Origin of the sequence: Mesorhizobium sp. YR577 (assembly GCF_900116595.1) — a bacterium.
Classification (GTDB): Bacteria; Pseudomonadota; Alphaproteobacteria; order Rhizobiales; family Rhizobiaceae; genus Mesorhizobium_M.
In genome coordinates, this window is sequence record NZ_FPBI01000005.1 from 41,727 (window position 1) to 66,893 (window position 25,167).

A 25,167-nucleotide genomic window follows, 5' to 3' on the forward strand; every position below is an offset into this window, starting at 1 on the left:
TGAACGGCTGAAATCGGACTTTGTTACGACCAGAAAACCTCTATCACGCCGATGTGTTCGGCGTTTGGGCAGGTGCCTGCTTGCGACCGCGTCCACGCTTCTTCTTCGACAGCGCCCAGCGCTTGTGGAACCACATCCACTGACCCGGATCCTCGCGCACCCAGCGCTCGACGACATCGTTGACGAGCTGAGCGGTGGCGGTCAGATCGACCGAGCCGTCGGCTTCGCGCGGCAGTTCGAGCTTGTTCTCGATCACCAGTCTGAACCGGTTGTTCGGCAGGCGGATGCAGCGGGCAGGGTAGACGTCGCAATCATATTGCCGGGCAAGTTTCGACAGAAGCGGGCTAGTCTCGCACTCGCGCCCGAAAAACGTCGTGCGCAGGCCACGCATGAATTTCTGGTCTACGAGCACGCCGATGGTGCCGTCGTTTTCCAGGATGCGGGCAAGCGTGAAAGACGCGCCCGTCTTGGAGGCGAGCAGGTCACCCATGGTCGAGCGACGCGTCGAGAGGATGTAATCGGCGATGTAGGGATTGTTGGGCGGCCGAAACAGAGCCGTCACCTTCATGCCGAAGGTCGCGCCGGCGATCGGCAGCAGTTCGAAATTGCCGAGATGGCCGGTGAACAGGATATGCGGCTTCTGCTCGGCCGCGATGTGCTCGAAAATGCGCTCGCCCTGCACCTCGATGCGACCGGGTTGCGTGGCTTTCGGATCGTAGTCGAAGAGCTGGTCGAGGAAGATGTATTCCGCCGCCAGCCGGGCCATGTTGCCCCACATGTCGAGCGCGATGGAGCGGATTTCGTCTTCGCTCTTTTCCGGAAAAGCCTGGCGCAGATTGTTGAGCGCTACCTGATGACGCCCGACCAGCGGGCCGACACGGCGGCCGGCGCGATCGGCGAAGTTCAGCGCCTTGTCGGTGGGCAGCAGGCGCAACATGGAAAGCAGCGCCTTGGCAAGCTGCGCAACCAGCCAGTAGTTGGCCATCTTGAGCCGCTGCGACAGGCGGTAGAGGAAGGCTTTCACGGTCTCACCGGGCCCGTAGCTTGAGTGACTGCATCAATTGACGCGCAGGATGATCTTGCCGAACACATCGCGGCCTTCCATGCGCTTCAGCGCAGCATCGATGGAATCGAAATCGACCTCCGTGTCGATGACAGGCGCGACCAGACCGGCGGCCATCTTCTGCATGGCGTCGGCCATGTTTTCCATGCGGCAGCCGAAGGAGCCGAGCAGCTTCAGCTGCTGCTGGAACAGCATCATCAGGTTGATCTCGGTCGAAACGCCGGAGGTCGAGCCGCAGGTGACGAGGCGGCCGCCGCGCTTCAGGCTGAACATCGAACCGGCCCAGGTGTCCTTGCCGACATGCTCGAAGACGACGTCGACGCCCTTCTTCTTCGTCAGCTTGCGCACGACGCCCTCAAAACGGTCCTCGCGGTAATTGATGACGTGGTCGGCGCCGAGCGCCTTGGCCTTGTCGATCTTGTCGTTGGAGCCGACGGTGGTGATGACCGTGCAGCCCATCTTCTTGGCAAGCTGGATCGCGGCTGAGCCAATGCCAGAGCCGCCGGCATGGACGAGGATCGTCTCGCCAGGCTGGAGCTTCGCGTTGTCGAACAGCATGTGCTCGACCGTGCCGAAGGTGACTGGCGCGACCGCCGCGCCGATATCGCTGACGCCGGGAGGGGCAGGGACCAGCAGGCGCGCCGGCAGGTTGATCTTTTCCTGCGCAAAACCGTCGAGATGGAAGCCATGCACGCCCGAGACGTGTTCACAGAGATTGTCGCGGCCTTCGCGGCAGGGGCGGCAGAGGCCGCAGGTGCGCGCGCCGTAGATCGAGACGAGCTGGCCCGGCGCGAGGTTCGAAACGCCGGGACCGACGGCCTCGACTTCGCCCGACGCTTCCGCGCCGACGACCAGCGGCAGCTTGCGCTTGGCAAATGCCATGCCGCGCCAGCCCCAGACATCGATGTGGTTGAGCGCCACGGCCTTGATGCGCAGCGTGACCTCACCGAGCGCCGGTGCCGGCGGCTCCGGAAGGTCAACCGTTTCGAGGCGGCGGTCTTCGATGAGTTGCAGTGCGCGCATATGTTTCCGGGGTCCGATCTAGAACGGTGCGTCCTTCGAGGCTCGCTTCGCTCGCACCTCAGGATGAGGGAGGTTGTGCGATTCACCTGACCTCTTGAACGCTTGCGCGTCAGAACTCGGGTGAAGCATGGCGCCAACGTCCTCATCCTGAGGTGCGAGCGAAGCGAGCCTCGAAGGACGCACCAAAATGCCGAAAGATGTCGATGGCCGCTACTAGACCGGTTCCCGCGCCATGACAAGGCAGGTGTTCTGGCCGCCGAAGCCAAAGGAATTGGAAAGCACGGTGGCGACCTCGGCGTCGCGCTTCTTGTTCGGCACCACGTCGAGTTCGATCGCCGGGTCGGGATTGTCGTAATTGATCGTCGGCGGGATGACGCCTTCGCGCATCGTCAGCAGCGAGAATGCCGCCTCGATGGCGCCGGCGGCAGACAGCGTATGGCCGATCATCGACTTGTTGGACGAGATCGGCGTGGTGCGCATGCGCTCGCCGAACACGGTCGACAGCGACAGATGCTCCATCTTGTCGTTTTCCGGCGTCGAGGTGCCGTGCGCGTTGACATAGGAAATGCCGTTCTCGCCAAGCCCGGCGTCGGACAGGGCTGCCTTGACCGCACCGATGGCCGGCGAGCCGTCCGGCTTGGAGCGGGTTCGGTGGAAGTCGTCGGCCTTTTCGCCGCAGCCCTGCAAGATGCCGAGCACGGTTGCGCCGCGCGCCAGCGCGCTTTCGAGCGATTCGAGCACGAGGGCGGCCGAACCTTCGGCGATGACGAAGCCGTCGCGGTCCTTGGAGAAGGGTTTCGAGGCCTTTTCGGGAATGTCGTTGTGCGTCGACAGGGCCGACAGCAGCGAGAATCGGATCAGCGCTTCGGCGGTAACCGAACCGTCCGCGCCGATCGACAGCGCGCGATCACATTCGCCGCGCCGGATCGCCTCGACGCCGAGCTGGATCGCGGTCGCGCCCGAGGCGCAGGCAGTCGACAGCGTGATCGGCAGGCCGCGCGTGCCGAATTCGTCGGCGAGGCGGGCGGCGATCGAGCCGAATTGCGAGGTCTCGAAAGTATCGAGCGTCGGCAGGTTGCGGGCAACCGTCAGCAGGCGGTCGGAGGCGCTGCCGTCCTTACCGGTGTTGTAGAGCGAGAAGCGCTCGCGCCAGTCGAGCTCGACCGGCGGCGAGGCAAGGAACAGCGGGCCGCCGAAATCATCGGGGTCGAGGCCTGATTCCGCGATCGCCTCGCGGCCGGCGGTCTCGGCGAGCTCATAGGTCAGGGCGCTGGCGCCCTTGTCGCTCGACGGCAGGAAGTCGACCGTGCCGGCGATGCGCGTGTTGAGATGATCGATGGGGAACCGCGTGATCGGATGGATGCCGGAGCGGCCCGAGGTAAGCGCTGCCCAGTTGTCGGCCTTGCCGACGCCGAGCGAGGTGACAACGCCAATGCCGGTTACGGCGACGATCGGCCTGCCGAGATGGTCGTTGTATTTAGCCATGTCCGTTTCCCGGCGGTTCAATCAGCAGCGGCGACGAGCGCCATGCCCTCGAAATAGTGATAGCCGACCGCCGTTGCCAGAACGGTGTGCGGAATTCCTTCGAAAGGTTTTTCCACCGTCGCGTCAAAGGCCGGATAGCCGGCCTTGCGGTCGATGGCGAGTGCTGCCAGCGCGACGGCGAAAGGAAACTGTGCTTCCTTCATGTGGCCCGTCAGCGTTCCGAAGGCACGCGCGGCGAGGGCGGCGTTCTTTTCGAATGCGGCCTTCTCGGCCTTTGTCGCGGCATGCGCACCCGATGCGCCCGACATGGTCAGCAACGGGCCGTCCAGCAGGGCGGTCTTCTCAAGCATCGCGCTGACGACCTCAGAGAGGTCTTCCTTGCGGCGCCGGGCACGGCCGGAAATCACCGGCCCGAGCTGGGCGTAGATGTGACGTCCGCGCGCCTTGGCGTGTTCGCGTGATTCGAGCACCAGGAAAGCCGCCCCCGATCCGCTGACGACGCCGCCGCCTTCCGAACCATCACGCTGCCATACCGGCTTCCACGGGCCGCGGTGCAGATAGCCGCCGAGTTCGTAGCCGAGCAGCATGTCGGAATGCTCGGTCTGGAATGCGCCGCCGACAAGCATATGGGTCGACTGGCCCGAACGGATGCGCGCCGCAGCCGTTTCCACGGCCGAGACGCCAGCACCTTCCTCGCCCATGAAGGTGCGAGACGAGCCGGTCACCTTGTGGACGATGGAGATGTTGCCGGCGAGCAGATTGGAAAGCTGCGCCAGGAACAGCGTTGGGCGCAGTTCGGTCGTCAGTTTCTCGTTGAGCAGCACGTCGCGGTCGTTGCGGCTTTCGGAAGCGGCGAGGATGGCGTTGTCGACCGTTTCGTCGCGTTCGCCGCCGCCGGCAGCCACCACCATGTCCATGGTCGCGCAGAGCGCTTCGTCCGCCTTGATGCCAGCATCGTCCAGCGCAAGGCCGGCCGTATAGGTGCCGAGCCGCTGCCAGGTTTCCATCTGGCGCTGGTCGCCGCGCTTGGCGATCTGCAGGCCCCAGTCGATCTCGGGCAGGGGATGGATGGAGTAGGGCGCATAGCGTGACGAATCGACAACCGGCTCGGCGCCGGCTGCGGTCAATTTCTGCCAATGCGCATCGGTGCCTTCGCCAAGCGAAGAGACAAGGCCGATACCGGTGATGACGACGTCGTGTGCGCTCATGGGCGGTTGTTGTCGGTCGGGCGGCCTGTCCCCGTCAAGGGGGTCAGACTGCTGCCTTTGCCGCGACGAGGCCGTCGATCTTGGCGCAGAGGTTCTTCATCAGGAAATATTCGTCGGTGGATGCCTTGCCGTCATTGACGTCCTGCGTCCACTTTTCCAGCGGCACCTTGATGCCGAATTCCTTGTCGATCGCGAACACGATGTCGAGGAAATCAAGGCTGTCGATGCCGAGATCGTCGATCGTGTGGCTTTCCGGGGTGATGGTGTCGATGTCGATCTCGCTCGTGTCGGCGATGATCTTGGCAACTTTCTCGAATGTCGTGGACACGGCTTTTCCTTCAAGTGCGGGCGGATTCCATCCGCGCATGTTTGTTCGGCTCTCTAATCCGTTTTTCCGGGCAGGAAAAGACCAAATCGGCCTTTGCCGGCTAGGCGCAGGGGAAGCACGGGCAATTCCCATGCCATCAATTGAAGACGATTCGCCCCAGAATATGCAGTCCCTCACCCTCCGGGCGCACGATTACGGCTTCGCCTTCTCGCGCCGGGCCGCCGGTAAGTGCGGTGATATTTTCCAGATGTGTGACGAGAATAAGGTTTCCAGAGCCGCTGTATGAGCGGATTTCCTGCATGACCGCATCGTCCTGCGCCTTCAGCGTCGAGCCGTCCGGGGCAGGCCGGTCGAGCGGCGCGAAGGGCTCGACGATCCGGTCGCCGAATGCCAGGCGGGCGGTTTCGAGCGCGTTGCAGTAGCGGCTGGACAATACACGGTCGGTGGTGTCGGCACGGGCTGCGAAAAGCGCGCCGATCTTGCGTGCCTGCTGCTTGCCGCGATCCGACAGATTGCGCTGCGTGCCGCATTTCTCGATATCGAAATTGGTCGGCTCGCCGGTTCCGGGCGTCATCGCGTGGCGCAGAAGTACGACATGGCCGCCGTCGCGCAGCAGGGCCCAGCCCGCTTCCGTCGCTTGTGCCGGCGATAGCGAAAACAATAAAAACAAAGCGATGACGAATTTCTGCATGCGTAACCCTAACCCCACAAGAGGGATATAGGGATGCGAAACCGTCATGAAAGGCAAGCCGGGCGAGATGTCGGTGGCGATTGCGCTAAAGCCTTCGCTCGCCTATCAGGGAGAAAATGTCTCCCCTCGTCGAAACCGTCCTTTTCGTATTCGGTCTTGTGATGCTTGGCTATCTCGCCGGGCTGACCGGCTATTTGAAGACGGATGTGGGCGACGCGCTTTCGCAGTTCGCGGTCGGGGTCGCTCTGCCGGTGCTGTTGTTCCGCACGATGGTGAGCGCCGATTTCCACGGCTCGGCACCGTGGGCGCTTTGGGCGACCTATTTCACCGCGGTTGCGGTGACATGGACCGCCGGGCATCTCGCGATGACGAGAATCTTCGGGCGGGATTCGCAGGCGGGTGTCGTGGGTGGCGTTGCTGCCTCCTTTTCCAACGTGCTCCTGCTTGGATTTCCCTTCATGCTGGGTGTTTTCGGGCATCAGGGGGTCGAGATATTGTCGCTGATCATCTCGGTGCATCTGCCGACAATGCTGGCCGCCTCGATCATCCTGTTCGAGATTTTCGGCGGGAGGAAGAACGGCGTCCATCCGCTGCACATTGCTCGCGACTTTCTGCGCCGTCTTTACAAGAACTCGCTGATCATCGGCATTTTTGCAGGCGTGCTCTGGCGTCTCACCGGCCTGCCGCTGCCGGGGCTGGCCGTCCGGCTTGTCGACGCGCTTGCAGATGTCGCCGGACCGCTGGCGCTTTTTGCGATGGGTCTTGGCCTGCGCAGGTTCGGCATTTCGGGCAATGTCCGGCCCGCCCTGGTCCTTTCGACGCTTAAGCTGTTCCTGATGCCGGCGGCGGCACTCGGGGCGGCGTGGCTGTTTGGCCTTCCGCCGATGTCGGCCAAGGTCGCGGTGGCTGCAGCCTCGTTGCCGGCGGGCGTCAATTCCTATCTCATTGCCACGCAGTTTGGCACCGGGCAGGCGCTTGCCTCGAACCAGATGACCATCGCCACCGCCTGCGCCGTCGTTACAACGGCACTGTGGCTGACGATTGCCCAGATGGTCTTCGGATAGCGCTGGACCAGTCCGTCCATGGATCAAGGCGATTGATCCAACAGCACTCCCTAAGGTAAGAGGTGGCGCGATCGTCGATCGAGCCTATATTCAAGGCCAGACACGACGGCCCGCCGGGCGCTTCGTTCGTCCGGTTCATCGAATTCCAGAGGATCAGCGTGCACTGACGCGCTGCACGAGAGGCGAGAACGATGTTGCAGAAAACCAGCCACTTCATGAAGCAGGCCAACCTCATCAACGGCGAATGGGTGCAGGCCGATTCCGGCAAGACCATCGACGTGATCAACCCGGCGACCGGCCTGAAGATCGGCACCGTTCCGCGCTCAGGTGCTGCCGAGACGCGCCGCGCCATCGAGGCTGCCAGCGAGGCCTTCAAGACCTTCCGCAAGACCTCGGCGCTCGAGCGCTCCAAGTGGCTGCGCAAGCTGCATGACGCCATCATGGACAATCAGGACGCACTGGCCGAACTGCTTACTCTGGAGCAGGGCAAGTCGCTGACCGAAGCCAAGGGCGAAGTTGGCTCGTCGGCCGCTTACGTGCTGTGGTTCGCCGAAGAGGCACGCCGCGCCTATGGCGATATCGTGCCGTCGCCGTGGGCCGATCGCCGCATCCTCGTCACCAAGGAGCCGGTCGGCGTCATCGCCGCGATCACGCCTTGGAACTTCCCGTCCTCGATGCTGTCGCGCAAGATCGGCCCCGCACTCGCCGCCGGCTGCACCGCCGTGGTCAAGCCTGCATCGCAGACGCCTTACTCAGGCCTGGCCTGGGGTGCGCTGTGCGAGGAAGTCGGCATCCCGAAGGGCGTCGTCAACATCATCACCGGCTCGGCAGGCGAGATTGGCGACGAGATCTGCGCCAACCCGCTGGTCAAGAAGATCACCTTCACCGGCTCGACCGAGGTCGGCAAGATGCTGATCGAGAAGTCGGCTTCGACGGTCAAGAAGGTCTCGATGGAACTCGGCGGCAACGCGCCGTTCCTGGTCTTCGACGATGCCGATCTCGACCGCGCGGTCGAAGGTGCTATCACCGCGAAGTTCCGCAATTCGGGCCAGACCTGCGTCTGCACCAACCGCTTCTTCGTACAGGCAGGCATCTATGACAAGTTCGTCGAGAAGCTGGCCGCTGCCTCCAACAATCTCAAGGTCGGTCCCGGCCTGGAAGCCGGCGTGCAGCAGGGCCCGCTGATCGATGAGAAGGCCGTCGAGAAGGTCGAGGAGTTCATCGCGGACGCTACCGCCAATGGTGGCAAGGTCGTTGCCGGCGGCAAGCGCCACGCGCTGGGCGGCTCCTTCTTCCAGCCGACCGTCATTGCCAACGCCACGCCGAACATGAAGTTCATGAAGGACGAGATTTTTGGCCCCGTCGCACCCGTCTTCAAGTTCGAAACGGAAGAAGAGGGCGTGGAGCTTGCCAACGATACCGAATTCGGTCTCGCTTCCTACTTCTACACCGGCGACCTGGGCCGTGCCTTCCGCGTGATGGAGGGGCTGAAATACGGCATGGTCGGCGTCAATGAAGGCCTGATCACCACGCCGGAAGCGCCGTTCGGCGGCGTCAAGGAATCCGGCTTGGGTCGCGAGGGTGGCCATCAGGGCATGGATGACTATCTCGACACCAAATATGTCTGCATCGGCGGCCTCGGCCTCTGATCCTGTCAGGCACCAACCCGTCCGATCGGACGGGCGGTGCTTTGACACTTGAAATCGATCAACAACCCCAGAAACCGGTTCCGGTTTCTGGGGTTGTTTGTTAGAGCGCTTGTCTGGCTGAGCCATTGAGGCGGCCGGATTCATGCCTGATCGGAGGGGATATGGCGAACGGTGAAGTCTTCGGCACAACGGGCGACGGCAAGCCGGTTCAGCGGCTCTCGATCGCCGCGGGCGGGCTTTCGGCAAACATCATCACCTGGGGTGCCGTCGTTCAGGATCTGCGCCTGGCCGATCATGATGCGCCTTTGGTGCTCGGTTTTGAGCGCTTCGAGGATTATCTCGCATCGCCCGGTTATTTCGGCGCCATCGTCGGGCGCCATGCCAACCGCATCCGGGACGGGCGCTTCATGCTCGACGGCAAGCGTTTTCAGATCGATCAGGACAAGCCCGGGACGCATGGGCTGCATGGCGGCTCGGAAGGTTACTTCACCAGAGTCTGGGATGTGATTGAAAACGGGCGGGATTTCGTCACGCTCGGCCTGCGCGATCCCGACGGATCCATGGGCTTTCCGGGCACGCTGGAAGCGCGTTGCACCTATCGCATCAAGGGTTCCGGTTCGCTTTCGATCGAACTCACGGCAACCAGCGATGAGCCGACACTCTGCAATCTGGCGCAGCATTCCTATTTCAATCTCGACAATGGCGGCAGCGGCGAGATTCTCGATCATCGCCTGATGCTTGCGGCGGCTGCCTATCTCCCAGTCGACGAAAAACTCATTCCCACCGGTGTCGTCCAGCCGATCAATGGCACGCCGTTCGATTTCCGGCAGGCACGCCCGTTGCGAGCCCTGAACGGAGAGACACAGGTCGACTACGACAACAATTTCTGCCTTGCCGCAGCGCGTGGCGCGCTCAAGCAGGCTGCCTGGGTGCAGGGCGCCGCTTCGGGCGTCGAGATGGAAGTCTGGACGACCGAGCCGGGTATCCAGCTCTATATCGGCCAGTATGTCGCGCCGGAAGCCAAGGGTTTGGGCGGTCGCCGCTACAAGGCTTATTCCGGTCTTTGCCTCGAGGCGCAGACCTGGCCGGATTCGCCCAATCGCCCCTATTTTCCGCAAGCCGTGCTGCGGCCGGGAGAAACATACCGGCAGGTGACGGAATATCGGTTCCGCGCTGGCTGAACCGCCTGAAACTACCGATCGAACGCCAGTTTCAGGATATCGAAGGGTGCGAGCGCGCCGCGCACCTGCACAACCGCACCAGCCACGCGATGGGCGCGCTTGACCGCGTCCGTCGGCGCGATGCCGAGCAACCGCGCCGAAAGGTAGGCGCCGTTGAAGCTGTCGCCGGCGCCGGTCGTGTCGACAGGGAGGACGGAGACCGCGGGAACCGAAACAGTGTTCTCGTAATGAGAGATAAGCGCATCGTGCTCGCCGTTCTTAACGACGATCTCCGCGACACCTGCCTTCTCGAGCCGCTTCACGGTTTCCTCGGGCGAGTCGTCCCCATAAAGCTCCTGCTCGTCGGGAAAGGTCGGCAAGGCAATATCGGTTACCTTCAGCGCTTCACCGATCGCCTCGCGAGCGGTGGCAATGTCCGGCCAGAGCCGCGCGCGGTAATTCGGGTCGAAGGCGATGTGGCAGCCATGCGACCGCGCCGTCGCGATGGCCTGCAGCAGCGTGCGCCTGGCAGCCGGTTCCAGAATTGCCAAAGTGATTCCGGAAAAGTAGACAAGCGACCGATTTTCAAGGCTTTTTGCCAATGCGGCGGCATTGCTGGCAAGCTGGCGCGCGGCAGCGTCGCCCCGCCAATAGGTGAAAGAACGTTCGGCACCAGTCAGCTTGATCGCATAGAGGCCGGGGCGTGCGCCGGGAATGACCGGGCTTGAAGCGATGCCGATATCGTGTTCGCGGAAAAAGGCGATCTGGTCGGTCGAGAAGGGATCATCGCCAAAGGCCGAGACGAAGTCGACATGGTGGCCTGGGCTCAAAGCGCGCATCGCCCACAGCGTGTTGAACGTGTCGCCGGCAAAACCCATGCGCCAGACCTGCGAGCTTTGCCCCGACAGTTCGATCATGCATTCGCCGATCGCCGCAATGCCGTTTGTCATGTCGTTCTCCTCTCGCCGCACCGTCGTTTTAGCGTGTCGAGGGTGTACTGGCTACTTCCCTGATATGGAAGGATATTTGGCTGCTTTTCGTTGTTGTCTTCACAGACTAACGTGCCGCTTGCGCAAACGGGATTCGGCGAGGAGTGCGAAAATGATTTTCAACTGGCGTTATCTCGTCGCGATCATCGGCATTGCGGCCATCGCTGCGATCGCCTTCTCGAAGATGCACATGGCGCCACCGCCGTCCGAACTCGACCTTGCCCGCTCCAAGCCGAGCGAAAAGGGCGTTTATGCCGTTTCAATCGAACCGGAGGCGGGTGAGGTGAAGCAGGGCGAGCTTCACAACTGGATCGTGTCGGTGAAAACGCCCGACGGCAAGGCAGTCGATGGCGCGAAGATCTCCGTCGACGGCGGCATGCCGCAACACGGTCATGGGCTGCCGACAGCGCCGCAGATGACCGGCGAGCTTGGCGAGGGCCGCTATCGCATTGAAGGCGTCAAATTCAACATGGGCGGCTGGTGGGAGTTGAAATTCGCCATTTCCGCGCCGCAGGGCGATGATCACGTGGTGTTCAATCTGGTGCTGTAGAAATGCGCCGCATCCTGCCGTCTCTTGCCATCGTGGCGCTTGTCATGAGCGGGATGCTGGCGGCCTGCAAACCGCCGGAACTGACGGAAGCCGAGAAGAAGACGGTTGCATCGCTGTCGCTTTCGGCACTGCCGCCGCTGCCGGCCGACCCCACCAACAAATATGCCGACCTGCCGGCTGCGGCAGCTTTTGGTGCGACGTTGTTCTTCGAACAGCGTCTCAGCCGGAATGGCGATGTCGCATGCGGCACCTGTCACCTGATCGATCGGCAGTTCCAGGACGACTTGCCGCTTGCCAAGGGCATAACCACCACAAATCGCCGCACCATGCCGCTGGCGGATGTTGCGCGCAGCGCGTTCCTGTTTTGGGATGGCCGCCGCGACAGCCTATGGGCGCAGGCGCTGACACCGCTGGAGGATGCCCGCGAGCATGGCGGCAACCGCACCCTCTATGCGCATTTCATCAAGGCCCATCTCGCCGACCGTTATGAGCGGATTTTCGGGCCATTGCCTGATCTGGAGGGTCTGCCGGCAAATGCCGGGCCGCTCGGCAATGCAGCCGAAAAAGCCGCATGGGCGGGCATGAGCGAACAGCAGCGGCAGACAATCAGCCGCGTCTTTTCCAATCTCGGCAAGGCGATCGCCGCCTTCGAGCGCTCGATCGTGCATGAAAAAACGCGCTTCGATCGCTTTGCCGACGCCGTTACCGCAGGCAGAACGCCCGAAGGCGAGGCGGCACTTTCCGACGAGGAAGTCTATGGATTGCGCCTGTTCGTCGGCAAGGCGAACTGCATCGAATGCCATAATGGCCCGCGCTTCACCGACGATCATTTCCACAACACCGGCATTCCCGCCGTCGCCGGTCTGCCGGAAGATCTGGGTCGTGAGACAGCGGTGAAGCAGGTCCAGAACGACCCGTTCAATTGCCTCGGTGCCTTCAGCGATGCCGGTCCCGAAGCCTGCGGCGAGCTACGCTTCATGGTGACTTCCGGCCCGCAACTCACGCGCGCCTACAAGACGCCGTCGCTGCGCGGCGCAGCCGGCAGGCCGCCTTATATGCATGCCGGCCAGATCAAGCGGCTGGAAGATGTCGTCGACCACTATGTCCGCGCGCCGGCAAGCCCGAGTGGAAAATCGGAAGTCGTGCCGCTGTCGATCTCCGAGCGCGAGCGTGCCGCATTGATAGCGTTCCTGAAGACGATTTCGGATTAAGCATCGGACCGAAAAGTGGATTCGGTTTTCGGGTAATTCCGATGCTCACTCAAAGTCTACCGATCCTTCACCGTCTCCATCGCCACGAAGGTCGAGGTCTGCGCGACGTGGGGCAGGGCAGAGATGCGCTCGCCCAGCACGCGGCGATAGGCTGCGATGTCGGTGGTGCGGACCTTCAGCAGGTAATCGAAGCTTGCCGCCATCATGTGGCATTGCTCGATCTCGCGCACGGCATGGACCGAACGGTTGAAGGCATCCAGCGCTGCCGAGCGCGTGTCCGACAGTTTCACCTGCACGAAGGCGACATGGCCTTCGCCCATGCGCTCGCGGTCGATCACCGCCGAATAGCCGCGAATGAAGCCGTCCTGCTCCAGCCGCCGCACTCGCGCCTGCACCGGCGTCTTCGACAGGCCGACCTGTGCTGCAAGTTCGGCCATGGAAAGCCGGCCATCGCGCGAAAGGGCTGCGAGGATGTTGCGGTCGATGCGGTCCAATTGGTCTTTTGACATTCGAAATGAAGTCCAAGTTTATAGAAAACTGACTGATCTATAGTCTAATTAGCCTTTACAGTGCAATATTTTGGACCGATTGAAAAAGAGGTTTATGATAGATCTCGAAGCCGTCTCCAAACCGTTTCAGCGCCAGCAGGATGTCCATGACCGCTCCATTGCTCGACACCATTCGTACCCAGATCCGCGCCAACTATCTGCCTGACGAGGACGAGGCGCTGGCCCGGCTTGTCGAGACGGCAGGACTGAGCAAAGCCGAGCGCAAGGCGATCACGGGGCGGGCGGTGCAACTGGTCAAAGCGGTGCGCGGTTCCACCGATCCGCGGCTGATGGAAGTGTTTCTGTCCGCTTACGGCCTCTCCACCAAGGAAGGCGTGGCGCTGATGTGCCTGGCCGAGGCGCTGCTGCGCGTGCCGGACACGCAGACCATGGACGACCTGATCCAGGACAAGATCGCCCCGCATGACTGGTCGGCGCATTCCGGCGGCTCGAGTTCGATCTTCGTCAACGCATCGACCTGGGCGCTGATGCTGACCGGCCGCGTGCTCGACGAGGGCGAGGACGGCATTGCCGGCACGTTGCACAACATGGTGCGCCGCCTTGGCGAGCCGGTCATCCGTAAGGCCGTGGCAGCCGCAATGCGCGAAATGGGCGAGCAGTTCGTGCTTGGCCGCACCATCGCTGAGGCCGTCAAGCGCGGCCGCTCGATGACCGCCAAGGGCTATCTCTATTCCTACGACATGCTGGGCGAGGCGGCGCGCACCGAAGCCGACGCGCTGCGCTATCACCGCGCCTATGCCGATGCGATCTCGTCGCTCAACAGCGGCTCGAACGGCCCGGATATCCGCACCAATCCGGGCATTTCGGTGAAGCTGTCAGCGCTTCACCCTCGCTACGAAGTGGCGCAGAAGGAAACCATGCTGCCGGTCATGGCCAAGCGCCTGCTGTCGCTGGCGATTGCTGCCCGCCACGCCCGAATGGGGCTCAACATCGATGCCGAGGAGGCCGATCGCCTCGACCTGTCGCTGGACGTCATCGAGCGCGTTCTGGCCGATCCGGAACTGGAAGATTGGGACGGTTTCGGCGTCGTCGTGCAGGCCTATGGCCCGCGCTGTGCCTTCGTCATCGACTGGCTCCATGCGCTGGCCAAGCGGCTCGACCGGCGCATCATGGTGCGGTTGGTCAAGGGTGCTTACTGGGATACCGAGATCAAGCGCGCCCAGACGCTCGGCCTCGACGGCTATCCGGTGTTCACGCGCAAGGTCAACACCGATGTTTCCTACATCGCCTGCGCCAAGAAGCTGCTGTCGATGACCGATCGCATCTATCCGCAATTCGCCACCCACAATGCGCATACGGTTGCGGCTATCCTGGCGATGGCGCCTGACCGCGATTGCTTCGAATTCCAGCGCCTGCATGGCATGGGCGAATCCCTGCATGAGACGGTGCGCAAGACCGAGGGCACGCGCTGCCGCATCTATGCGCCGGTCGGCGCGCATTCCGATCTGCTCGCCTATCTCGTCCGCCGCCTGCTCGAAAACGGCGCCAATTCCTCCTTCGTGCACCAATTGACCGACGAGGACGTGAAGCCCGAAGACATCGCCCGCGATCCGATCGAGGCTGCTGAAACACAAGGTCCGGCGGCAAACCCGGCCATTGCGCGGCCCTCCGAGATTTTCGGGGCAGGGCGGATCAATGCCAAGGGTTTCGACATCACCGACCCGGTGACGCTGGCGGCTATCGACAAGGCCAGACTGGAATTCGCCACGCCCGAGCGCTGGGCGGCAAAGCCCGTCACCCGCGCTGCCGGCTATGGCAGCCAGCGCAAGCTCGTCAATCCGGCCAAGCCGGACGACATCGTCGGCACGGTGCACGAAGCCGCTGCCAAGCAGGTGTCGACTGCCGTGCGCATCGCGGTTGAGGCGCAGCCGGCCTGGGCAAAACGCCCGGTTGCCGAGCGCGCGGCGATCCTGCGCCGCGCCGCCGATCTCTACGAGGCCAATGCGGTGGAGTTCTTCTCGCTGGCGACGCGGGAGGCCGGCAAGTCGCTGGCAGACGGCGTGGCGGAAGTGCGTGAGGCAGTCGACTTCCTTCGCTATTACGCTGCCGAGGCCGAGAAGGCCGAAGCAGGAACTGTCGCGCGTGGCGTCATCGCCTGCATCTCGCCATGGAATTTCCCGCTGGCGATCTTCACCGGCCAGATCGCTGCGGCCCTCGTTACCGGCAACAGCGTGGTTGCCAAGCCGGCCGAGCAGACGCCGCTGATCGCTGCGCGCGCAGTCGAACTGCTGCGCAAGGCCGGTATTCCCGAGGACGTCATCCAGCTTCTGCCGGGTGATGGCCCGTCGGTCGGTGCGCCGCTGACAGCCGATCCGCGCATCGCCGGTGTCTGCTTCACCGGCTCGACAGAAGTGGCCAAGCTGATCGAAAAGCAGTTGGCCGAGACGGCGGCACCCGACGCCATGCTGCTTGCCGAAACCGGCGGCATGAATGCGATGATCGTCGATTCCACCGCGCTGCCCGAGCAGGCAGTGCGCGACATCGTCGCTTCCGCCTTCCAGAGTGCGGGCCAGCGCTGCTCGGCGCTGCGCATTCTCTATGTCCAGAAGGACGTCGAGAAGAAGATGCTGGAAATGCTGGAAGGCGCGATGAAGGCGCTGAGCGTCGGCGATCCGTGGTCGATCTCGACCGATGTCGGGCCGGTCATCGATGAAGAGGCGCAGAATTCCATCCGCGATTATTGCAGCAAGATGGAAGGCAAGGGCCGCCTGATCGCCAAGCTCGAGGCGCCAGCGAGTGGCCGTTTCGTCGCCCCGCATGTCTTCCGCGTGAAGGGCATCGAGGAGATGGAACGCGAGATTTTCGGCCCCGTCCTGCATGTCGCGACTTTCGACGCCGACGATCTCGACAAGGTCATTTCCGCCATCAATGCAAAGGGTTATGGGCTAACCTTCGGCCTGCACACACGCATTGAAGGGCGCGTTCAGCACCTGGTCGATCGCATCCATGCCGGCAACATCTATGTCAACCGAAACCAGATAGGCGCCGTCGTCGGCTCGCAGCCTTTCGGCGGCGAGGGGCTTTCGGGCACCGGGCCCAAGGCCGGCGGTCCGCATTATCTGCGTCGTTTCCGCAAGGCTGAAAGCGTGCCCGCTGTCGAGGTCGAAGGCCAGCCGCTTCCGGCCGTAGAGCTTGCCGAGCAGTTTCCCGATGCGACCCTCAGTGGCTGGAATGTCGCCGCCGACCGCATCATGGTTCTGCGCAAGCACCTGCGTGGCAAGGGGTCGGCCGGCATCGCGGCGGCCGCTGCGATTGACTATGGCCAGATCGATCTGCCGGGTCCGACCGGCGAGGCCAACACGCTGGCGCTGAACCCGCGCGGCCGTGTGCTTTGCCTTGGTCCGGACAGCGAGACGTTGCTTGCGCAGGCCATTCAGGCGCTTGCAGCAGGCAATGCCGTGCTGGCGGTCGCGCCCGGCGCCTCAGTGGCCGTCAATGCGCTGACCGGCAAGGGATTGCCGATCGTGGCAATCGATGGTGTGGTGTCTGCGGCTTCCTTGAAATCGCTCGGCGTCGATGTCGTGGCATTTTCCGGTTCGCCCGAGCGGGCGCGCGAAATCCGGCAGGCGCTGGCGGCGCGGAAAGGGCCGATCGTGCCCTTGATCAGCGAAGTGCTTTATCCCGCCGCATACGCCCATGAGCGCGCCGTCTGCGTCGACACGACTGCCGCCGGCGGCAATGCGAGCCTGCTGGCGGGAGCGTGACTACACTTCTTCCGGCGCGCAGCCGAACCGCAGCAAATTGCCGTGCGGGTCGTGGACGTAGAATTCCTTCATGTTCCACGGCCTCACGGTGAATGGGCTCAGTTTCTCCACGCCGCGCTGCGAAAACTCGGCATGCAACGCCGGCACTTCGCCGCCGCGAATGTAGCAGGACGAAACCTCGGGCAGGGCGCGGTCGGCCGTATACCAGAAATGGATTTCCATCTCGCCGCGCCGGACGATCAGATAGTCGTCCATTTCCGGCTGGATGACCTCGAAACCAAGCCGGTCACGATAGAAATCTCGACTCGCCTTGATGTCGGGCGAGGGCAGGACGGGGATTGTGCGTGCGAAATCGATGGCTTCCGCCGTCATTTCAGGCGCCTTCGACGACGGAGAACCCCTCGAACTGGGGATGGCCGATATAGGCGGGTTTGGTCGCACCGGCGTTCTTGTGGGCGGCGCGGAAGTTTTCCGACTTGGTCCAGGCGACGAAATCCTCGTAGCTTGCCCAGACCGTATGCGAGGCAAACAGGGTATAGCCTTCAGCCTCGTTCAACGATCCGCGCAGGAGATGAAACTCCTTGAAGCCGGTCATTTCCGAAAGCTTCGAATCCCGGCCCTTCCAGACATTCTCGAAAGCCTCTTCCGAGCCTGCCTGCACCTTGAAGCGGTTCATTGCGATGTACATTTTCGTCTCCTTCAGATGTTGCGCCGGGAAGGCGCATGTTCTCTTGGCGCATTGCGCGTTTCGTCAGTGGTCGGAAACCTGATTACCCTATCCGGCATCTCGGAGCCAAGTTTCGTGACCGGGTTCGGGCCTGCCTGAGCCGGTCCCTTGTCCCGGTGGTGTTCAAGATCCACGACATTCGGGTTCTGTGCGGTCATATTTTCGCGCCCGCGCAAAAGCGCGAGCAATTCAGGTCTGAGCCCATCGCCTCGCGCTGAGGCGAGGCTGTGAAGTCCGGTCAAAGGCAGCATGTAAGTCTTTCCTCATTGGAGTTCTGCCTGCGGCCACGGAGCCCGACTACCGAAAGAGCCGTCACACGCCGAAGGCTATTCCGGTTTTCGTTTCCGTCTTGAGCTGGCGCATGCAGGCGGCTGGCTCGACACCTTCACCGGCGCATTCGGTCGCATGGTTGATCAGCACCCGGCTGATCTTGGCGCAGTCGGCGCCGGCGAGGTCGAAGCGGGTCACCTTGGTCTTGCCTACCGGCAATTCCTTGAAGTCGAGAACGGTCAGGCGATCGACCACGCCGCTTTCGTTGAACAGCGCGATCTCGAAGGCTGCCTTCGAGAGTTCGGAGCCGAGTGCATTGTTGACCACGAAGGTCAGCCGGCAGCCCTTGTCCGAAGGTTGTGCGCCGTTCAGCTCAAGGGTGAGGGCAGGCGCCGGCGTGGCTTCCTGAGAATGCGCTGAGGCAATCGGCAGGCATGAAATCGTCGCGGCTGCGATGATGAGACGGGCTGAAGTCAGGGTGGTGTTCATGGATATCCCCAATTGGCTGGTCTGGTCGTTTCAAAAACTCACCGGCGAATGGCTTCGCCGGTGAGCGCTGGATGTCAACTCGTTCCCGGAGGTCAGAACTGGAACTGCGTCGACAGGTAGAATGTGCGGCCCTGGCCGGAGCCGATGGTGCTCAGTGCCGGTGTGTATTGCTTGTCGAACAGATTGGTGACCTTGAAGGCCACGTCCACATTCTCGTTGACCTTGTAGTTCGTGAACAGGTCGACGGTGGTGTAGCTTGGCGTCTTCACATTGATCGGCGTGAAGGTCGCATCGTTTGCATTGCCGACATTGGTTACCCCGTTGGAGACGTAGTTGACCCGTGTGCCGATCTCCAGCTTCTGCTCAAGGAAACGGCCCCCAAGGGTTAGAGCGACGATGTCGTCGGGCAGGTAGCTCAGCGCGCCGAGGCCTGGCTGCTGGCTCGGCAGCTTGGTGTCGGTGTGCGTGTAGGCGATGCCGCCGAAGGCCATGCCGAGGTCGTAGGTGGCGGCAAGCTCGATGCCGCTCTGGCGTGACTCACCCGGAACATTCACATACTCGAACATGAAGAATTGCGGATTGAAACGCGCCGCGATGAAATCCTCGACCTTCATGTTGTAGTAGCTGGCCTTGACCCGCAGGCTGTCGTCGGCGGTGAGCAGGCCGTCGCGCTTCACATTGACGCCGACTTCCCATCCTTTTTGCGATTCGGGCTTTAGGTCCGGATTGGGCAGGAAGCTTGCCGAAGTGCCACCGGGATGATCGCCGCCGACCATGGTCTCCTGCACGGTTGGCGCGCGCATCGACTGCGAATAGGTGACGTAAGGCTGAAACCAGTCGACCGGCTTGACCGCCAGCGTCACCTTCGGATTGAGCGCACCCTTCGACTGGTCGACCGTATAGGCGCCGCCGGCACGAGGCCCTGCATCGGCTGTACCGTTCAGATTGTAGAAGTCGTAACGCAGCGCGCCGACCAGTTCGAACATACCGTAGGTGAAAGTGTTTTGCGAAAACACTGCGCCAGTGCGGCTGTGGGCGTTGGCGGGGTTCACGCCGCCATTGATCGAGGTGACCTTGTCGGTGAAGTACTCGACGCCGTTTTCGGACTTCACCGCGATCTCACCGAAATCCATCAGTGACGTGTTGGACACGTCGAAACCGACGCCGCGGTCGTTGATCTTGCGTCCTGCGGCGCTCGCAAACGGCGAAAGCCCCTTTAGATATTCCATCTGGATGTCGTTGAAGTAGCCGTTCACCTTGAGATGGATCAGGTCGTTTCCTGTCGGGTCGTAGCGATAATTGGCAGTCGCCGTGCGATTCTTGACCTGCTGCTCGTAGGAATTGGCGGTGAAATCATTCTGGTAGAAGATGCCGCCGAGCGACAGGCGGTGATCCTCGCCGAAGCCGAAATCGGCCTTCAACAGACCTGAGACCAGATCCTGCCCGGTATATGGCACGGTATCGCCGTCGCCATTCCTGAAGTCGTTGGAATCGCGCTTGCTGATTGCCGCCGCGAGTCCGACGGCATCCCGCTTTACACCGCCCGCCAGCATTTCGGAGAAGCCGACGCCGTTGCTGCCCCAGGAGGCGCGGCCGAGCAGGCCATATTCCTGGCCGTCACGCACGATGTCCTCGACGCCGATGGTGCGGAAATTGACCGAGCCGGCCAAGCCACCGCCGCCAGCCGTTGAGACGGCACCACGTTCGACATCGATCTCGGTCAGGAAGTTCGGATCGACATAGGTGAAGCCGCCAGCCTCATGGCCGGTGAAGCGGAAGCTCTGGCGCACGCCGTCGATCATCGAATTGACGCGGCCAGAACCTTCGAAGCCGCGAATGTTGACGGCAATGCCCGGCTGTTGCGGGTTTTCGCGGGTAAAGGTGCCGGGCACCGAGCGCAGCACGTCGTCGAGATTTTCGCGCCCCAGCTTCTCGAGTGTCGTCTTGTCGACCTTGCCAACGCTGGCCGGCACATCCACCGGATCGCCAGTACCGTTTCCGGCACCGGCCTTTCCTGTGGTGATGACGACGCGCTCAAGCTGTGTCACGCGATCTTGCTTTTCGGTCTCGTTCGTTTCCTGGGCTCTTGCCCCGATAGTCGCGACCAATACGGTCACCGCCGTTCCGCCAAGCAGAACAGCCATATTTCGTGCCACCAGCCCCATGTCCCAAGCTCTCCATAATGTCTTTCATGCGGGCTGGCTTTCGACGCTTGCTGGCATTTTTCATTGACGCCAGAGTGATTTAAATCTTGACTCATTTACTCTGGTATTGCACTGACTATTGAACATGATGTTTTGAGTCAAGATTGATTTCAAGGCTGGAGAAGAGGTCGTCCGACAGGTGAGGCCGAACTCCAAAACGAAAGGGTCCGACGACCATGAACAGCCACAACCATGACGATTTTCACTATCGCAACCGGCGGCCTTTCAACGACGCGCCCCGGCGTCCCGAGCCGCAGCATTTCCCGACTCGTACGGTCTTGAGTTCATCGCTGTTCAACGGCGACCACGAGATCGGGATCGACCACGGCGGGTCGCTCTATCGCCTGAAGATCACCCGCCAGGGCAAGCTCATTCTCAACAAGTAAGTGCAGGACGTTTCCATGGATGCTCGCGTCAAACCCGCGCCAGATGCAATTCGTACGGCTAGGGCGGCTAATCCCAAAATGCGCGAGCGCGACCTCGCAAGCCAGCTCGGCATCTCCGAGGCCGAGCTGGTGGCCGCGCATTGCGGCGAGGGCGTCTATCGTGTGGAGCCGCGCGTCAACGATCTGCTGACCGGCCTGGAGGCCGTAGGCGAGGTGATGGCGCTGACCCGCAACGAAAGCGCCGTTCATGAGAAGATCGGCGTCTATGACAAGGTCGTCACTGGCAACCACAATGCCATGGTGCTCGGCGAAAACATCGACCTGCGCATCTTCCCGAAAGTCTGGGCGCATGGCTTTGCCGTCGAAAAGCGCGATGGCGGCGAAATCCGCCGCAGCCTGCAATTCTTCGACAGGGAAGGCGAGGCGGTGCACAAGGTGCATCTGCGCAGCACCTCCAATCTCTACGCCTACCAGAAGCTCGTTGCTGATCTAGCCTCCGTCGATCAGAGCCAGACGGTGGACCTTAGTTATGAAGACAACACCGAAACCGAGGCTGCCTCGGCGGAGGTTTCAACCAGCGTCGACGATTTGCGCGATCGCTGGAGCAAGCTTACCGACACGCATCAGTTCTTCGGCATGTTGCGCACATTGAAACTGTCGCGCCAGCAGGCGGTTCGCATGGTCGGGCCGGACTATGCGTGGCTGGTCGACAATGATGCGCTTGCTGCCATGCTGCATCACGCCGCCGAGAGTGAAACGCCGATCATGTGCTTTGTCGGCAACCGCGGCTGCATCCAGATCCATTCGGGCGTGGTGAAGAACATCAAGCCGATGGGGCCGTGGATCAACATTCTCGACGAGACCTTCCACATGCATCTGCGGATGGATCACGTCAGCGAGATCTGGGCGGTGCGCAAGCCGACCAAGGACGGTCACGTCACCTCGCTCGAGGCCTATGGCGCCGACGGCAAGATGATCATCCAATTCTTCGGAAAGCGGCATGAAGGGCAAAGCGAGCGCGAGGACTGGCGCTTCATTGCCGAGAACCTGCCGCGCATTCCGACTTCGACGGCGGCGTGAGGGGCAGTTCCATGAGCATCTTCAATCGTATTGCCCGCGGCGCATGTGCTGCTTTCGTGGCTGCATCCGTCTTCGGCGCGGCTGCCGCGGCATCCGCGGAAGAAGGCAAGGCCGTATTTCCCGACACGTCGCGGCTCGTTTCCATCGGTGGATCGATAACCGAGATCGTCTATGCGCTGGGCGAGGAGGGCAAGCTGATCGCCCGCGATTCGACCGGGACCTACCCCGAGGCGGCGAAGGCGCTGCCAGATGTCGGCTATATGCGGGCGCTGTCTCCAGAAGGCGTGCTGTCGGTCAATCCATCAGGCATTCTGGCGCTTGCCGGCAGCGGTCCGAAGGAAGCCGTCGATGTCCTGAGGAAAGCCAGCGTCACCTTCATCGAAGTGCCTGAAACTTTCGATCATACCGGAATCCTGGAAAAAATTCGGGTCGTCGGCAAGGCGCTGGGTGCCGACGCCAAGGCCGACGCTCTCGAAGCCTCTGTCGATGCCGATCTCAAGGAGGCCGAAAAACTCACCGCCGATGTGAAAGAGCGCAAACGCGTGCTGTTCATCCTCAGCATGCAGGGCGGCAAGATACTGGCTGCCGGCAGCGGCAACGCGGCAGACGGCATCATCAAGCTCGCGGGCGGCGTCAACGCCGTCGAAGGCGTGCCGGGTTACAAGCAGCTTTCCGAGGAAGCGGTGGTCACCGCCAAGCCGGACGTCATTTTGATGATGAATCGCGGTGGTGATCATGCGGCCGCTGCCGACGATCTCTTTGCCCATCCAGGCATCGCGTCTACGCCGGCAGCCGAGAACAAGAAACTGGTGCGGATGGATGGCAGCTACCTGCTCGGCTTCGGCCCGCGCACGGCCGGCGCCATTCGTGATCTTGCCGTCGCCCTTTATGGCGACGCGATCAAGGACTGAACGGAAAGACCGTGGCGGATACATTGGCCGACAGGTTCGGCGATATTGAAAAACGAGCCGCAGCGGGCGACCGCTCGGCGCGCGCAAAGTTTGCGATCGGTCTTCTGTGCCTCTTGCTTGCGCTGACCGTATTGTTCAGCCTTGCCTCCGGTGCGTCGGATGCTTCGGCTGTCACCGTGGTGCGCGACTGGCTGTTTCCGTCGCTGTCGGACGGTTCTGCCTTGTCTGCGCGCGACCGCATCATCGTCTATGACATCCGCCTGCCGCGCGTTATTCTCGGCGTGCTGATCGGGGCTGCCCTTGCCGTGTCTGGGGCGGTCATGCAGGGCCTGTTCCGCAATCCGCTGGCCGATCCCGGCCTCGTCGGTGTCTCATCGGGTGCCGGCCTTGGCGCCATCGTTGTCATCGTGCTTGGCAGCACCGTTCTCGGGCCGGTATTGGCGATCTTCGGCATCTACACGCTGCCGCTTGCCGCCTTCTTCGGTGGTCTGGCGACTACCTTGCTGCTCTATCGCGTGGCGACACGGCGCGGCCAGACATCCATCGCCACCATGCTGCTTGCAGGCATCGCGCTTGGTGCGTTGACGGGCGCGCTGTCCGGCATCCTCGTCTATCTCGCCGACGACCGGCAGCTTCGTGATCTGACCTTCTGGGGGCTCGGCTCGCTGGCGGGCGCGACCTGGACCAAGATTGCAGCGGCCGGGCCGATCATCGTGCTGGTACTGATCGTCTCGCCGTTCCTGGCGCGTGCGCTCAACGCGCTGGCGCTGGGTGAGGCGACCGCCAACCATCTCGGCATACCCGTCCAGCGCTTCAAGAATGTAGCGATCGTGGCGGTTGCGGCAGCCACCGGCGCTTCGGTTGCCGTCAGCGGCGGCATCGGCTTCGTCGGCATCGTCGTACCGCATTTGCTGCGCCTGCTGATCGGGCCGGACAACCGCTATCTGCTGCCCGCATCCGCGCTGCTCGGCGCATCCATGCTGCTTGTCGCCGACGCGATCAGCCGCACCATCGTCGCGCCGGCAGAACTGCCGATCGGCATCATCACGGCGTCCGTCGGCGGGCCGTTCTTCCTGTGGATATTGCTGCGCAAGCGCGGCCTCCTGGATCTCTAGAGGAAACGGCCATGATCGAAGCTCGCGATGTTTCCGTCTCCATTGGCGCCAAGCGCATCATCTCGAATGTCGATTTCGACATGAGGCCGGGCGAGGTGGCGGCAATTGTCGGGCCAAACGGGTCGGGCAAGACGACCTTCCTCAGGGCGCTTACCGGAGAGTTGCCCTATACCGGCAGCATCGCCGTCAACGATCGCGATCTAACGGCGCTGAAAGCCTGGGAGGCTGCCGCCATGCGCGCGGTGCTGCCGCAGGCGACGGCACTTTCCTTTCCCTTCACGGTGCGTGAAATCGTCAAGCTCGGCCTGTTAGGTGGCCGCTCCGGCGCATTGCCGGGCGAGGACGATCGCCTGCCGGAGCGGGCGCTGTCGCGTGTCGATCTCGACGGCTTCGCTGGCCGTTTCTATCAGGAGCTTTCCGGCGGCGAGCAGCAGCGGGTGCAGCTTGCCCGCGTGCTCTGCCAGGTCTGGGCGCCGGTGCTGGATGGAAAGCCGCGCTACCTGTTCCTCGACGAGCCGGTTTCCAGCCTCGATATCAAGCACCAGCTCATCATCATGAACATCGCCCGCGATTTCGCCCGGCGCGGCGGCGGGGTCGTGGCGATCCTGCACGACCTCAATCTGACAGCAATGTATGCCGACCGCATCTTTGTCATGCATCGCGGTAAGCTGGCGGCCGCCGGCTCGCCGCAGGATGTGCTAAGCGACGAGCTGATCTCGAAGGTGTTTGAATGCAAGCTGAAGGTCGGCGCGCTGCCTTCCGGCAACGTGCCATTCGTTCTCCCGCAATCGGCGGGACTTTAGGCGCTAGGCCCCAAAAGCCTTCTTTTTAAGCTTGCGAGAAGGCTCTTGGCGGGTTTTTCGTCAGCGGGCGCCGTGACTTGGTCGCGATAATCCTGGAAATCCATCCATTCAGCCTCTGGGTTCGCCGCATGATGCATCCATTCGCTGGGCATCAAAACGTACCAGCCATATCGAGCGGAAAATGCCTTCAGAAGCGGGAGTAAATCACCGCCGCCACGAACATGGATCATGATACCGTCAAGTGGTTCTGATCCTGCGAGGCTGAATTCGAGCGAGAGACCGTTTTTGTCATAGTCACCCCAGCCATCATCCTCCCACCTGATGTCTTGTAAGACGGCGGAAATCTTTGCCTGCACATCGCTTCTGGAACCAAGTGGAAGAGGCTTCCAGTCACTGGGCATTTCATCGACAGGCGGTGGTGGAGAACTGGCAGCGTGAACCAGAATATCCCAACTCATAGGCAGTCCCTTCGTATTTCACGAAGTTGC

The 25,167-nt window shown here is 62.2% G+C and carries 24 protein-coding genes; 11 read left to right on the forward strand and 13 right to left on the reverse strand.

Features of this window, described 5'->3' with window-relative positions; all coding sequences use genetic code 11:
- Window positions 1-43: 43 nt before the first annotated feature.
- The 6 genes from BM413_RS08640 to BM413_RS08665 form a co-directional block, all read right to left on the reverse strand.
- Complete coding sequence (locus tag BM413_RS08640; RefSeq protein ID WP_091912370.1) at window positions 44-1,024, reverse strand: lipid A biosynthesis lauroyl acyltransferase; 981 nt, start codon at window positions 1,022-1,024, stop codon at window positions 44-46.
- Between the two features lie 33 nt (window positions 1,025-1,057).
- Window positions 1,058-2,086 (reverse strand): zinc-binding dehydrogenase, encoded by a 1,029-nt coding sequence (locus BM413_RS08645; RefSeq protein ID WP_091912372.1) that lies wholly within the window; start codon window positions 2,084-2,086, stop codon window positions 1,058-1,060.
- A 213-nt stretch (window positions 2,087-2,299) separates the two neighbouring features.
- Window positions 2,300-3,571 (reverse strand): beta-ketoacyl-ACP synthase, encoded by a 1,272-nt coding sequence (locus tag BM413_RS08650; protein WP_091912376.1) that lies wholly within the window; start codon window positions 3,569-3,571, stop codon window positions 2,300-2,302.
- A gap of 17 nt (window positions 3,572-3,588) precedes the next feature.
- The gene (locus BM413_RS08655) at window positions 3,589-4,779 is read right to left on the reverse strand and encodes a beta-ketoacyl-ACP synthase (protein WP_091912378.1); all 1,191 of its coding nucleotides are present in this window, start codon (window positions 4,777-4,779) and stop codon (window positions 3,589-3,591) included.
- 43 nt (window positions 4,780-4,822) lie between these two features.
- Complete coding sequence (locus BM413_RS08660; protein ID WP_091912840.1) at window positions 4,823-5,107, reverse strand: acyl carrier protein; 285 nt, start codon at window positions 5,105-5,107, stop codon at window positions 4,823-4,825.
- Between the two features lie 136 nt (window positions 5,108-5,243).
- Window positions 5,244-5,798, reverse strand: coding sequence for a histidine phosphatase family protein (locus BM413_RS08665; RefSeq protein WP_091912381.1), 555 nt, complete (start codon window positions 5,796-5,798; stop codon window positions 5,244-5,246).
- 116 nt (window positions 5,799-5,914) lie between these two features.
- Between BM413_RS08665 and BM413_RS08670 the strand changes: the two genes are divergently transcribed.
- The 3 genes from BM413_RS08670 to BM413_RS08680 all read left to right on the forward strand — a co-directional run bounded on the left by BM413_RS08670 (window position 5,915) and on the right by BM413_RS08680 (window position 9,692).
- Window positions 5,915-6,862 (forward strand): AEC family transporter, encoded by a 948-nt coding sequence (locus BM413_RS08670; RefSeq protein ID WP_091912383.1) that lies wholly within the window; start codon window positions 5,915-5,917, stop codon window positions 6,860-6,862.
- Window positions 6,863-7,053: 191 nt separating this feature from the next.
- A complete protein-coding gene (locus tag BM413_RS08675) occupies window positions 7,054-8,511 on the forward strand; it encodes an NAD-dependent succinate-semialdehyde dehydrogenase (RefSeq protein ID WP_091912384.1) in 1,458 nt (485 codons plus the stop codon).
- A gap of 161 nt (window positions 8,512-8,672) precedes the next feature.
- Window positions 8,673-9,692 (forward strand): aldose epimerase family protein, encoded by a 1,020-nt coding sequence (locus tag BM413_RS08680; protein WP_091912386.1) that lies wholly within the window; start codon window positions 8,673-8,675, stop codon window positions 9,690-9,692.
- An 11-nt stretch (window positions 9,693-9,703) separates the two neighbouring features.
- Here BM413_RS08680 and BM413_RS08685 read toward each other — a convergent pair whose 3' ends face one another.
- Complete coding sequence (locus BM413_RS08685) at window positions 9,704-10,621, reverse strand: sugar kinase (RefSeq protein WP_091912388.1); 918 nt, start codon at window positions 10,619-10,621, stop codon at window positions 9,704-9,706.
- A 151-nt stretch (window positions 10,622-10,772) separates the two neighbouring features.
- Here BM413_RS08685 and BM413_RS08690 point away from each other — a divergent pair, with 151 nt between their 5' ends.
- Together BM413_RS08690 and BM413_RS08695 are read left to right on the forward strand one after the other, a co-directional pair.
- Window positions 10,773-11,210, forward strand: a complete 438-nt coding sequence (locus BM413_RS08690) for a FixH family protein (RefSeq protein ID WP_091912390.1) — start codon at window positions 10,773-10,775, stop codon at window positions 11,208-11,210.
- Between the two features lie 2 nt (window positions 11,211-11,212).
- On the forward strand, window positions 11,213-12,421 hold the full coding sequence (locus BM413_RS08695) for a cytochrome-c peroxidase (RefSeq protein ID WP_091912391.1): 1,209 nt from the start codon (window positions 11,213-11,215) through the stop codon (window positions 12,419-12,421).
- A gap of 56 nt (window positions 12,422-12,477) precedes the next feature.
- On the opposite strand, the gene BM413_RS08700 is transcribed toward BM413_RS08695, so the two are convergent.
- Window positions 12,478-12,930, reverse strand: a complete 453-nt coding sequence (locus BM413_RS08700; protein ID WP_091912393.1) for an Lrp/AsnC family transcriptional regulator — start codon at window positions 12,928-12,930, stop codon at window positions 12,478-12,480.
- Between the two features lie 140 nt (window positions 12,931-13,070).
- Between BM413_RS08700 and putA the strand changes: the two genes are divergently transcribed.
- Window positions 13,071-16,694: a bifunctional proline dehydrogenase/L-glutamate gamma-semialdehyde dehydrogenase PutA gene (putA, locus tag BM413_RS08705; protein ID WP_175544284.1), complete on the forward strand. Its 3,624-nt coding sequence runs from the start codon at window positions 13,071-13,073 to the stop codon at window positions 16,692-16,694.
- Here the strand turns inward: putA and BM413_RS08710 are convergent, their stop codons facing one another.
- The 4 genes from BM413_RS08710 to BM413_RS08730 all read right to left on the reverse strand — a co-directional run bounded on the left by BM413_RS08710 (window position 16,695) and on the right by BM413_RS08730 (window position 20,324).
- Window positions 16,695-17,066 carry a bleomycin resistance protein gene (locus tag BM413_RS08710; protein ID WP_091912397.1) on the reverse strand — a complete coding sequence of 124 codons (372 nt, stop codon included), beginning with the start codon at window positions 17,064-17,066 and terminating at the stop codon, window positions 16,695-16,697.
- 1 nt (window position 17,067) lies between these two features.
- Window positions 17,068-17,382, reverse strand: coding sequence for a heme-degrading protein HmuQ (locus BM413_RS08715; RefSeq protein WP_091912399.1), 315 nt, complete (start codon window positions 17,380-17,382; stop codon window positions 17,068-17,070).
- 351 nt (window positions 17,383-17,733) lie between these two features.
- The gene (locus BM413_RS08725) at window positions 17,734-18,180 is read right to left on the reverse strand and encodes a hypothetical protein (RefSeq protein WP_091912402.1); all 447 of its coding nucleotides are present in this window, start codon (window positions 18,178-18,180) and stop codon (window positions 17,734-17,736) included.
- A 92-nt stretch (window positions 18,181-18,272) separates the two neighbouring features.
- On the reverse strand, window positions 18,273-20,324 hold the full coding sequence (locus tag BM413_RS08730; protein WP_244537811.1) for a TonB-dependent receptor domain-containing protein: 2,052 nt from the start codon (window positions 20,322-20,324) through the stop codon (window positions 18,273-18,275).
- Between the two features lie 236 nt (window positions 20,325-20,560).
- Here BM413_RS08730 and hemP point away from each other — a divergent pair, with 236 nt between their 5' ends.
- The 5 genes from hemP to BM413_RS08755 are packed head-to-tail and all read left to right on the forward strand — an operon-like array spanning window position 20,561 to window position 24,679.
- Entirely contained in the window at window positions 20,561-20,770 is a 210-nt protein-coding gene (gene hemP / locus BM413_RS08735) for a hemin uptake protein HemP (protein WP_091912406.1), read from the forward strand.
- A gap of 15 nt (window positions 20,771-20,785) precedes the next feature.
- A complete protein-coding gene (locus BM413_RS08740; RefSeq protein ID WP_091912408.1) occupies window positions 20,786-21,850 on the forward strand; it encodes a hemin-degrading factor in 1,065 nt (354 codons plus the stop codon).
- A gap of 11 nt (window positions 21,851-21,861) precedes the next feature.
- The gene (locus BM413_RS08745; protein ID WP_091912410.1) at window positions 21,862-22,761 is read left to right on the forward strand and encodes a heme/hemin ABC transporter substrate-binding protein; all 900 of its coding nucleotides are present in this window, start codon (window positions 21,862-21,864) and stop codon (window positions 22,759-22,761) included.
- Window positions 22,762-22,772: 11 nt separating this feature from the next.
- Window positions 22,773-23,876: a FecCD family ABC transporter permease gene (locus BM413_RS08750; RefSeq protein ID WP_091912412.1), complete on the forward strand. Its 1,104-nt coding sequence runs from the start codon at window positions 22,773-22,775 to the stop codon at window positions 23,874-23,876.
- An 11-nt stretch (window positions 23,877-23,887) separates the two neighbouring features.
- Window positions 23,888-24,679 carry a heme ABC transporter ATP-binding protein gene (locus BM413_RS08755; protein ID WP_091912414.1) on the forward strand — a complete coding sequence of 264 codons (792 nt, stop codon included), beginning with the start codon at window positions 23,888-23,890 and terminating at the stop codon, window positions 24,677-24,679.
- Here the strand turns inward: BM413_RS08755 and BM413_RS08760 are convergent.
- On the reverse strand, window positions 24,676-25,137 hold the full coding sequence (locus BM413_RS08760; protein WP_139238567.1) for a hypothetical protein: 462 nt from the start codon (window positions 25,135-25,137) through the stop codon (window positions 24,676-24,678). The two genes, BM413_RS08755 and BM413_RS08760, sit on opposite strands and share 4 nt — an antisense overlap.
- Window positions 25,138-25,167: the final 30 nt, after the last annotated feature.

Bases quoted from the DNA above. Each gene is read 5' to 3' on its own strand.
- BM413_RS08645 (WP_091912372.1), bottom strand. From the start codon at position 2,086: ATGCGCGCACTGCAACTCATCGAAGACCGCCGCCTCGAAACGGTTGAC.
- BM413_RS08650 (WP_091912376.1), bottom strand. From the start codon at position 3,571: ATGGCTAAATACAACGACCATCTCGGCAGGCCGATCGTCGCCGTAACC.
- BM413_RS08655 (WP_091912378.1), bottom strand. From the start codon at position 4,779: ATGAGCGCACACGACGTCGTCATCACCGGTATCGGCCTTGTCTCTTCG.
- BM413_RS08665 (WP_091912381.1), bottom strand. From the start codon at position 5,798: ATGCAGAAATTCGTCATCGCTTTGTTTTTATTGTTTTCGCTATCGCCG.
- BM413_RS08670 (WP_091912383.1), top strand. From the start codon at position 5,915: ATGTCTCCCCTCGTCGAAACCGTCCTTTTCGTATTCGGTCTTGTGATG.
- BM413_RS08675 (WP_091912384.1), top strand. From the start codon at position 7,054: ATGTTGCAGAAAACCAGCCACTTCATGAAGCAGGCCAACCTCATCAAC.
- BM413_RS08680 (WP_091912386.1), top strand. From the start codon at position 8,673: ATGGCGAACGGTGAAGTCTTCGGCACAACGGGCGACGGCAAGCCGGTT.
- BM413_RS08685 (WP_091912388.1), bottom strand. From the start codon at position 10,621: ATGACAAACGGCATTGCGGCGATCGGCGAATGCATGATCGAACTGTCG.
- BM413_RS08690 (WP_091912390.1), top strand. From the start codon at position 10,773: ATGATTTTCAACTGGCGTTATCTCGTCGCGATCATCGGCATTGCGGCC.
- BM413_RS08695 (WP_091912391.1), top strand. From the start codon at position 11,213: ATGCGCCGCATCCTGCCGTCTCTTGCCATCGTGGCGCTTGTCATGAGC.
- BM413_RS08700 (WP_091912393.1), bottom strand. From the start codon at position 12,930: ATGTCAAAAGACCAATTGGACCGCATCGACCGCAACATCCTCGCAGCC.
- putA (WP_175544284.1), top strand. From the start codon at position 13,071: ATGTCCATGACCGCTCCATTGCTCGACACCATTCGTACCCAGATCCGC.
- BM413_RS08710 (WP_091912397.1), bottom strand. From the start codon at position 17,066: ATGACGGCGGAAGCCATCGATTTCGCACGCACAATCCCCGTCCTGCCC.
- BM413_RS08715 (WP_091912399.1), bottom strand. From the start codon at position 17,382: ATGTACATCGCAATGAACCGCTTCAAGGTGCAGGCAGGCTCGGAAGAG.
- BM413_RS08725 (WP_091912402.1), bottom strand. From the start codon at position 18,180: ATGAACACCACCCTGACTTCAGCCCGTCTCATCATCGCAGCCGCGACG.
- BM413_RS08730 (WP_244537811.1), bottom strand. From the start codon at position 20,324: ATGGCTGTTCTGCTTGGCGGAACGGCGGTGACCGTATTGGTCGCGACT.
- hemP (WP_091912406.1), top strand. From the start codon at position 20,561: ATGAACAGCCACAACCATGACGATTTTCACTATCGCAACCGGCGGCCT.
- BM413_RS08740 (WP_091912408.1), top strand. From the start codon at position 20,786: ATGGATGCTCGCGTCAAACCCGCGCCAGATGCAATTCGTACGGCTAGG.
- BM413_RS08745 (WP_091912410.1), top strand. From the start codon at position 21,862: ATGAGCATCTTCAATCGTATTGCCCGCGGCGCATGTGCTGCTTTCGTG.
- BM413_RS08755 (WP_091912414.1), top strand. From the start codon at position 23,888: ATGATCGAAGCTCGCGATGTTTCCGTCTCCATTGGCGCCAAGCGCATC.
- BM413_RS08760 (WP_139238567.1), bottom strand. From the start codon at position 25,137: ATGAGTTGGGATATTCTGGTTCACGCTGCCAGTTCTCCACCACCGCCT.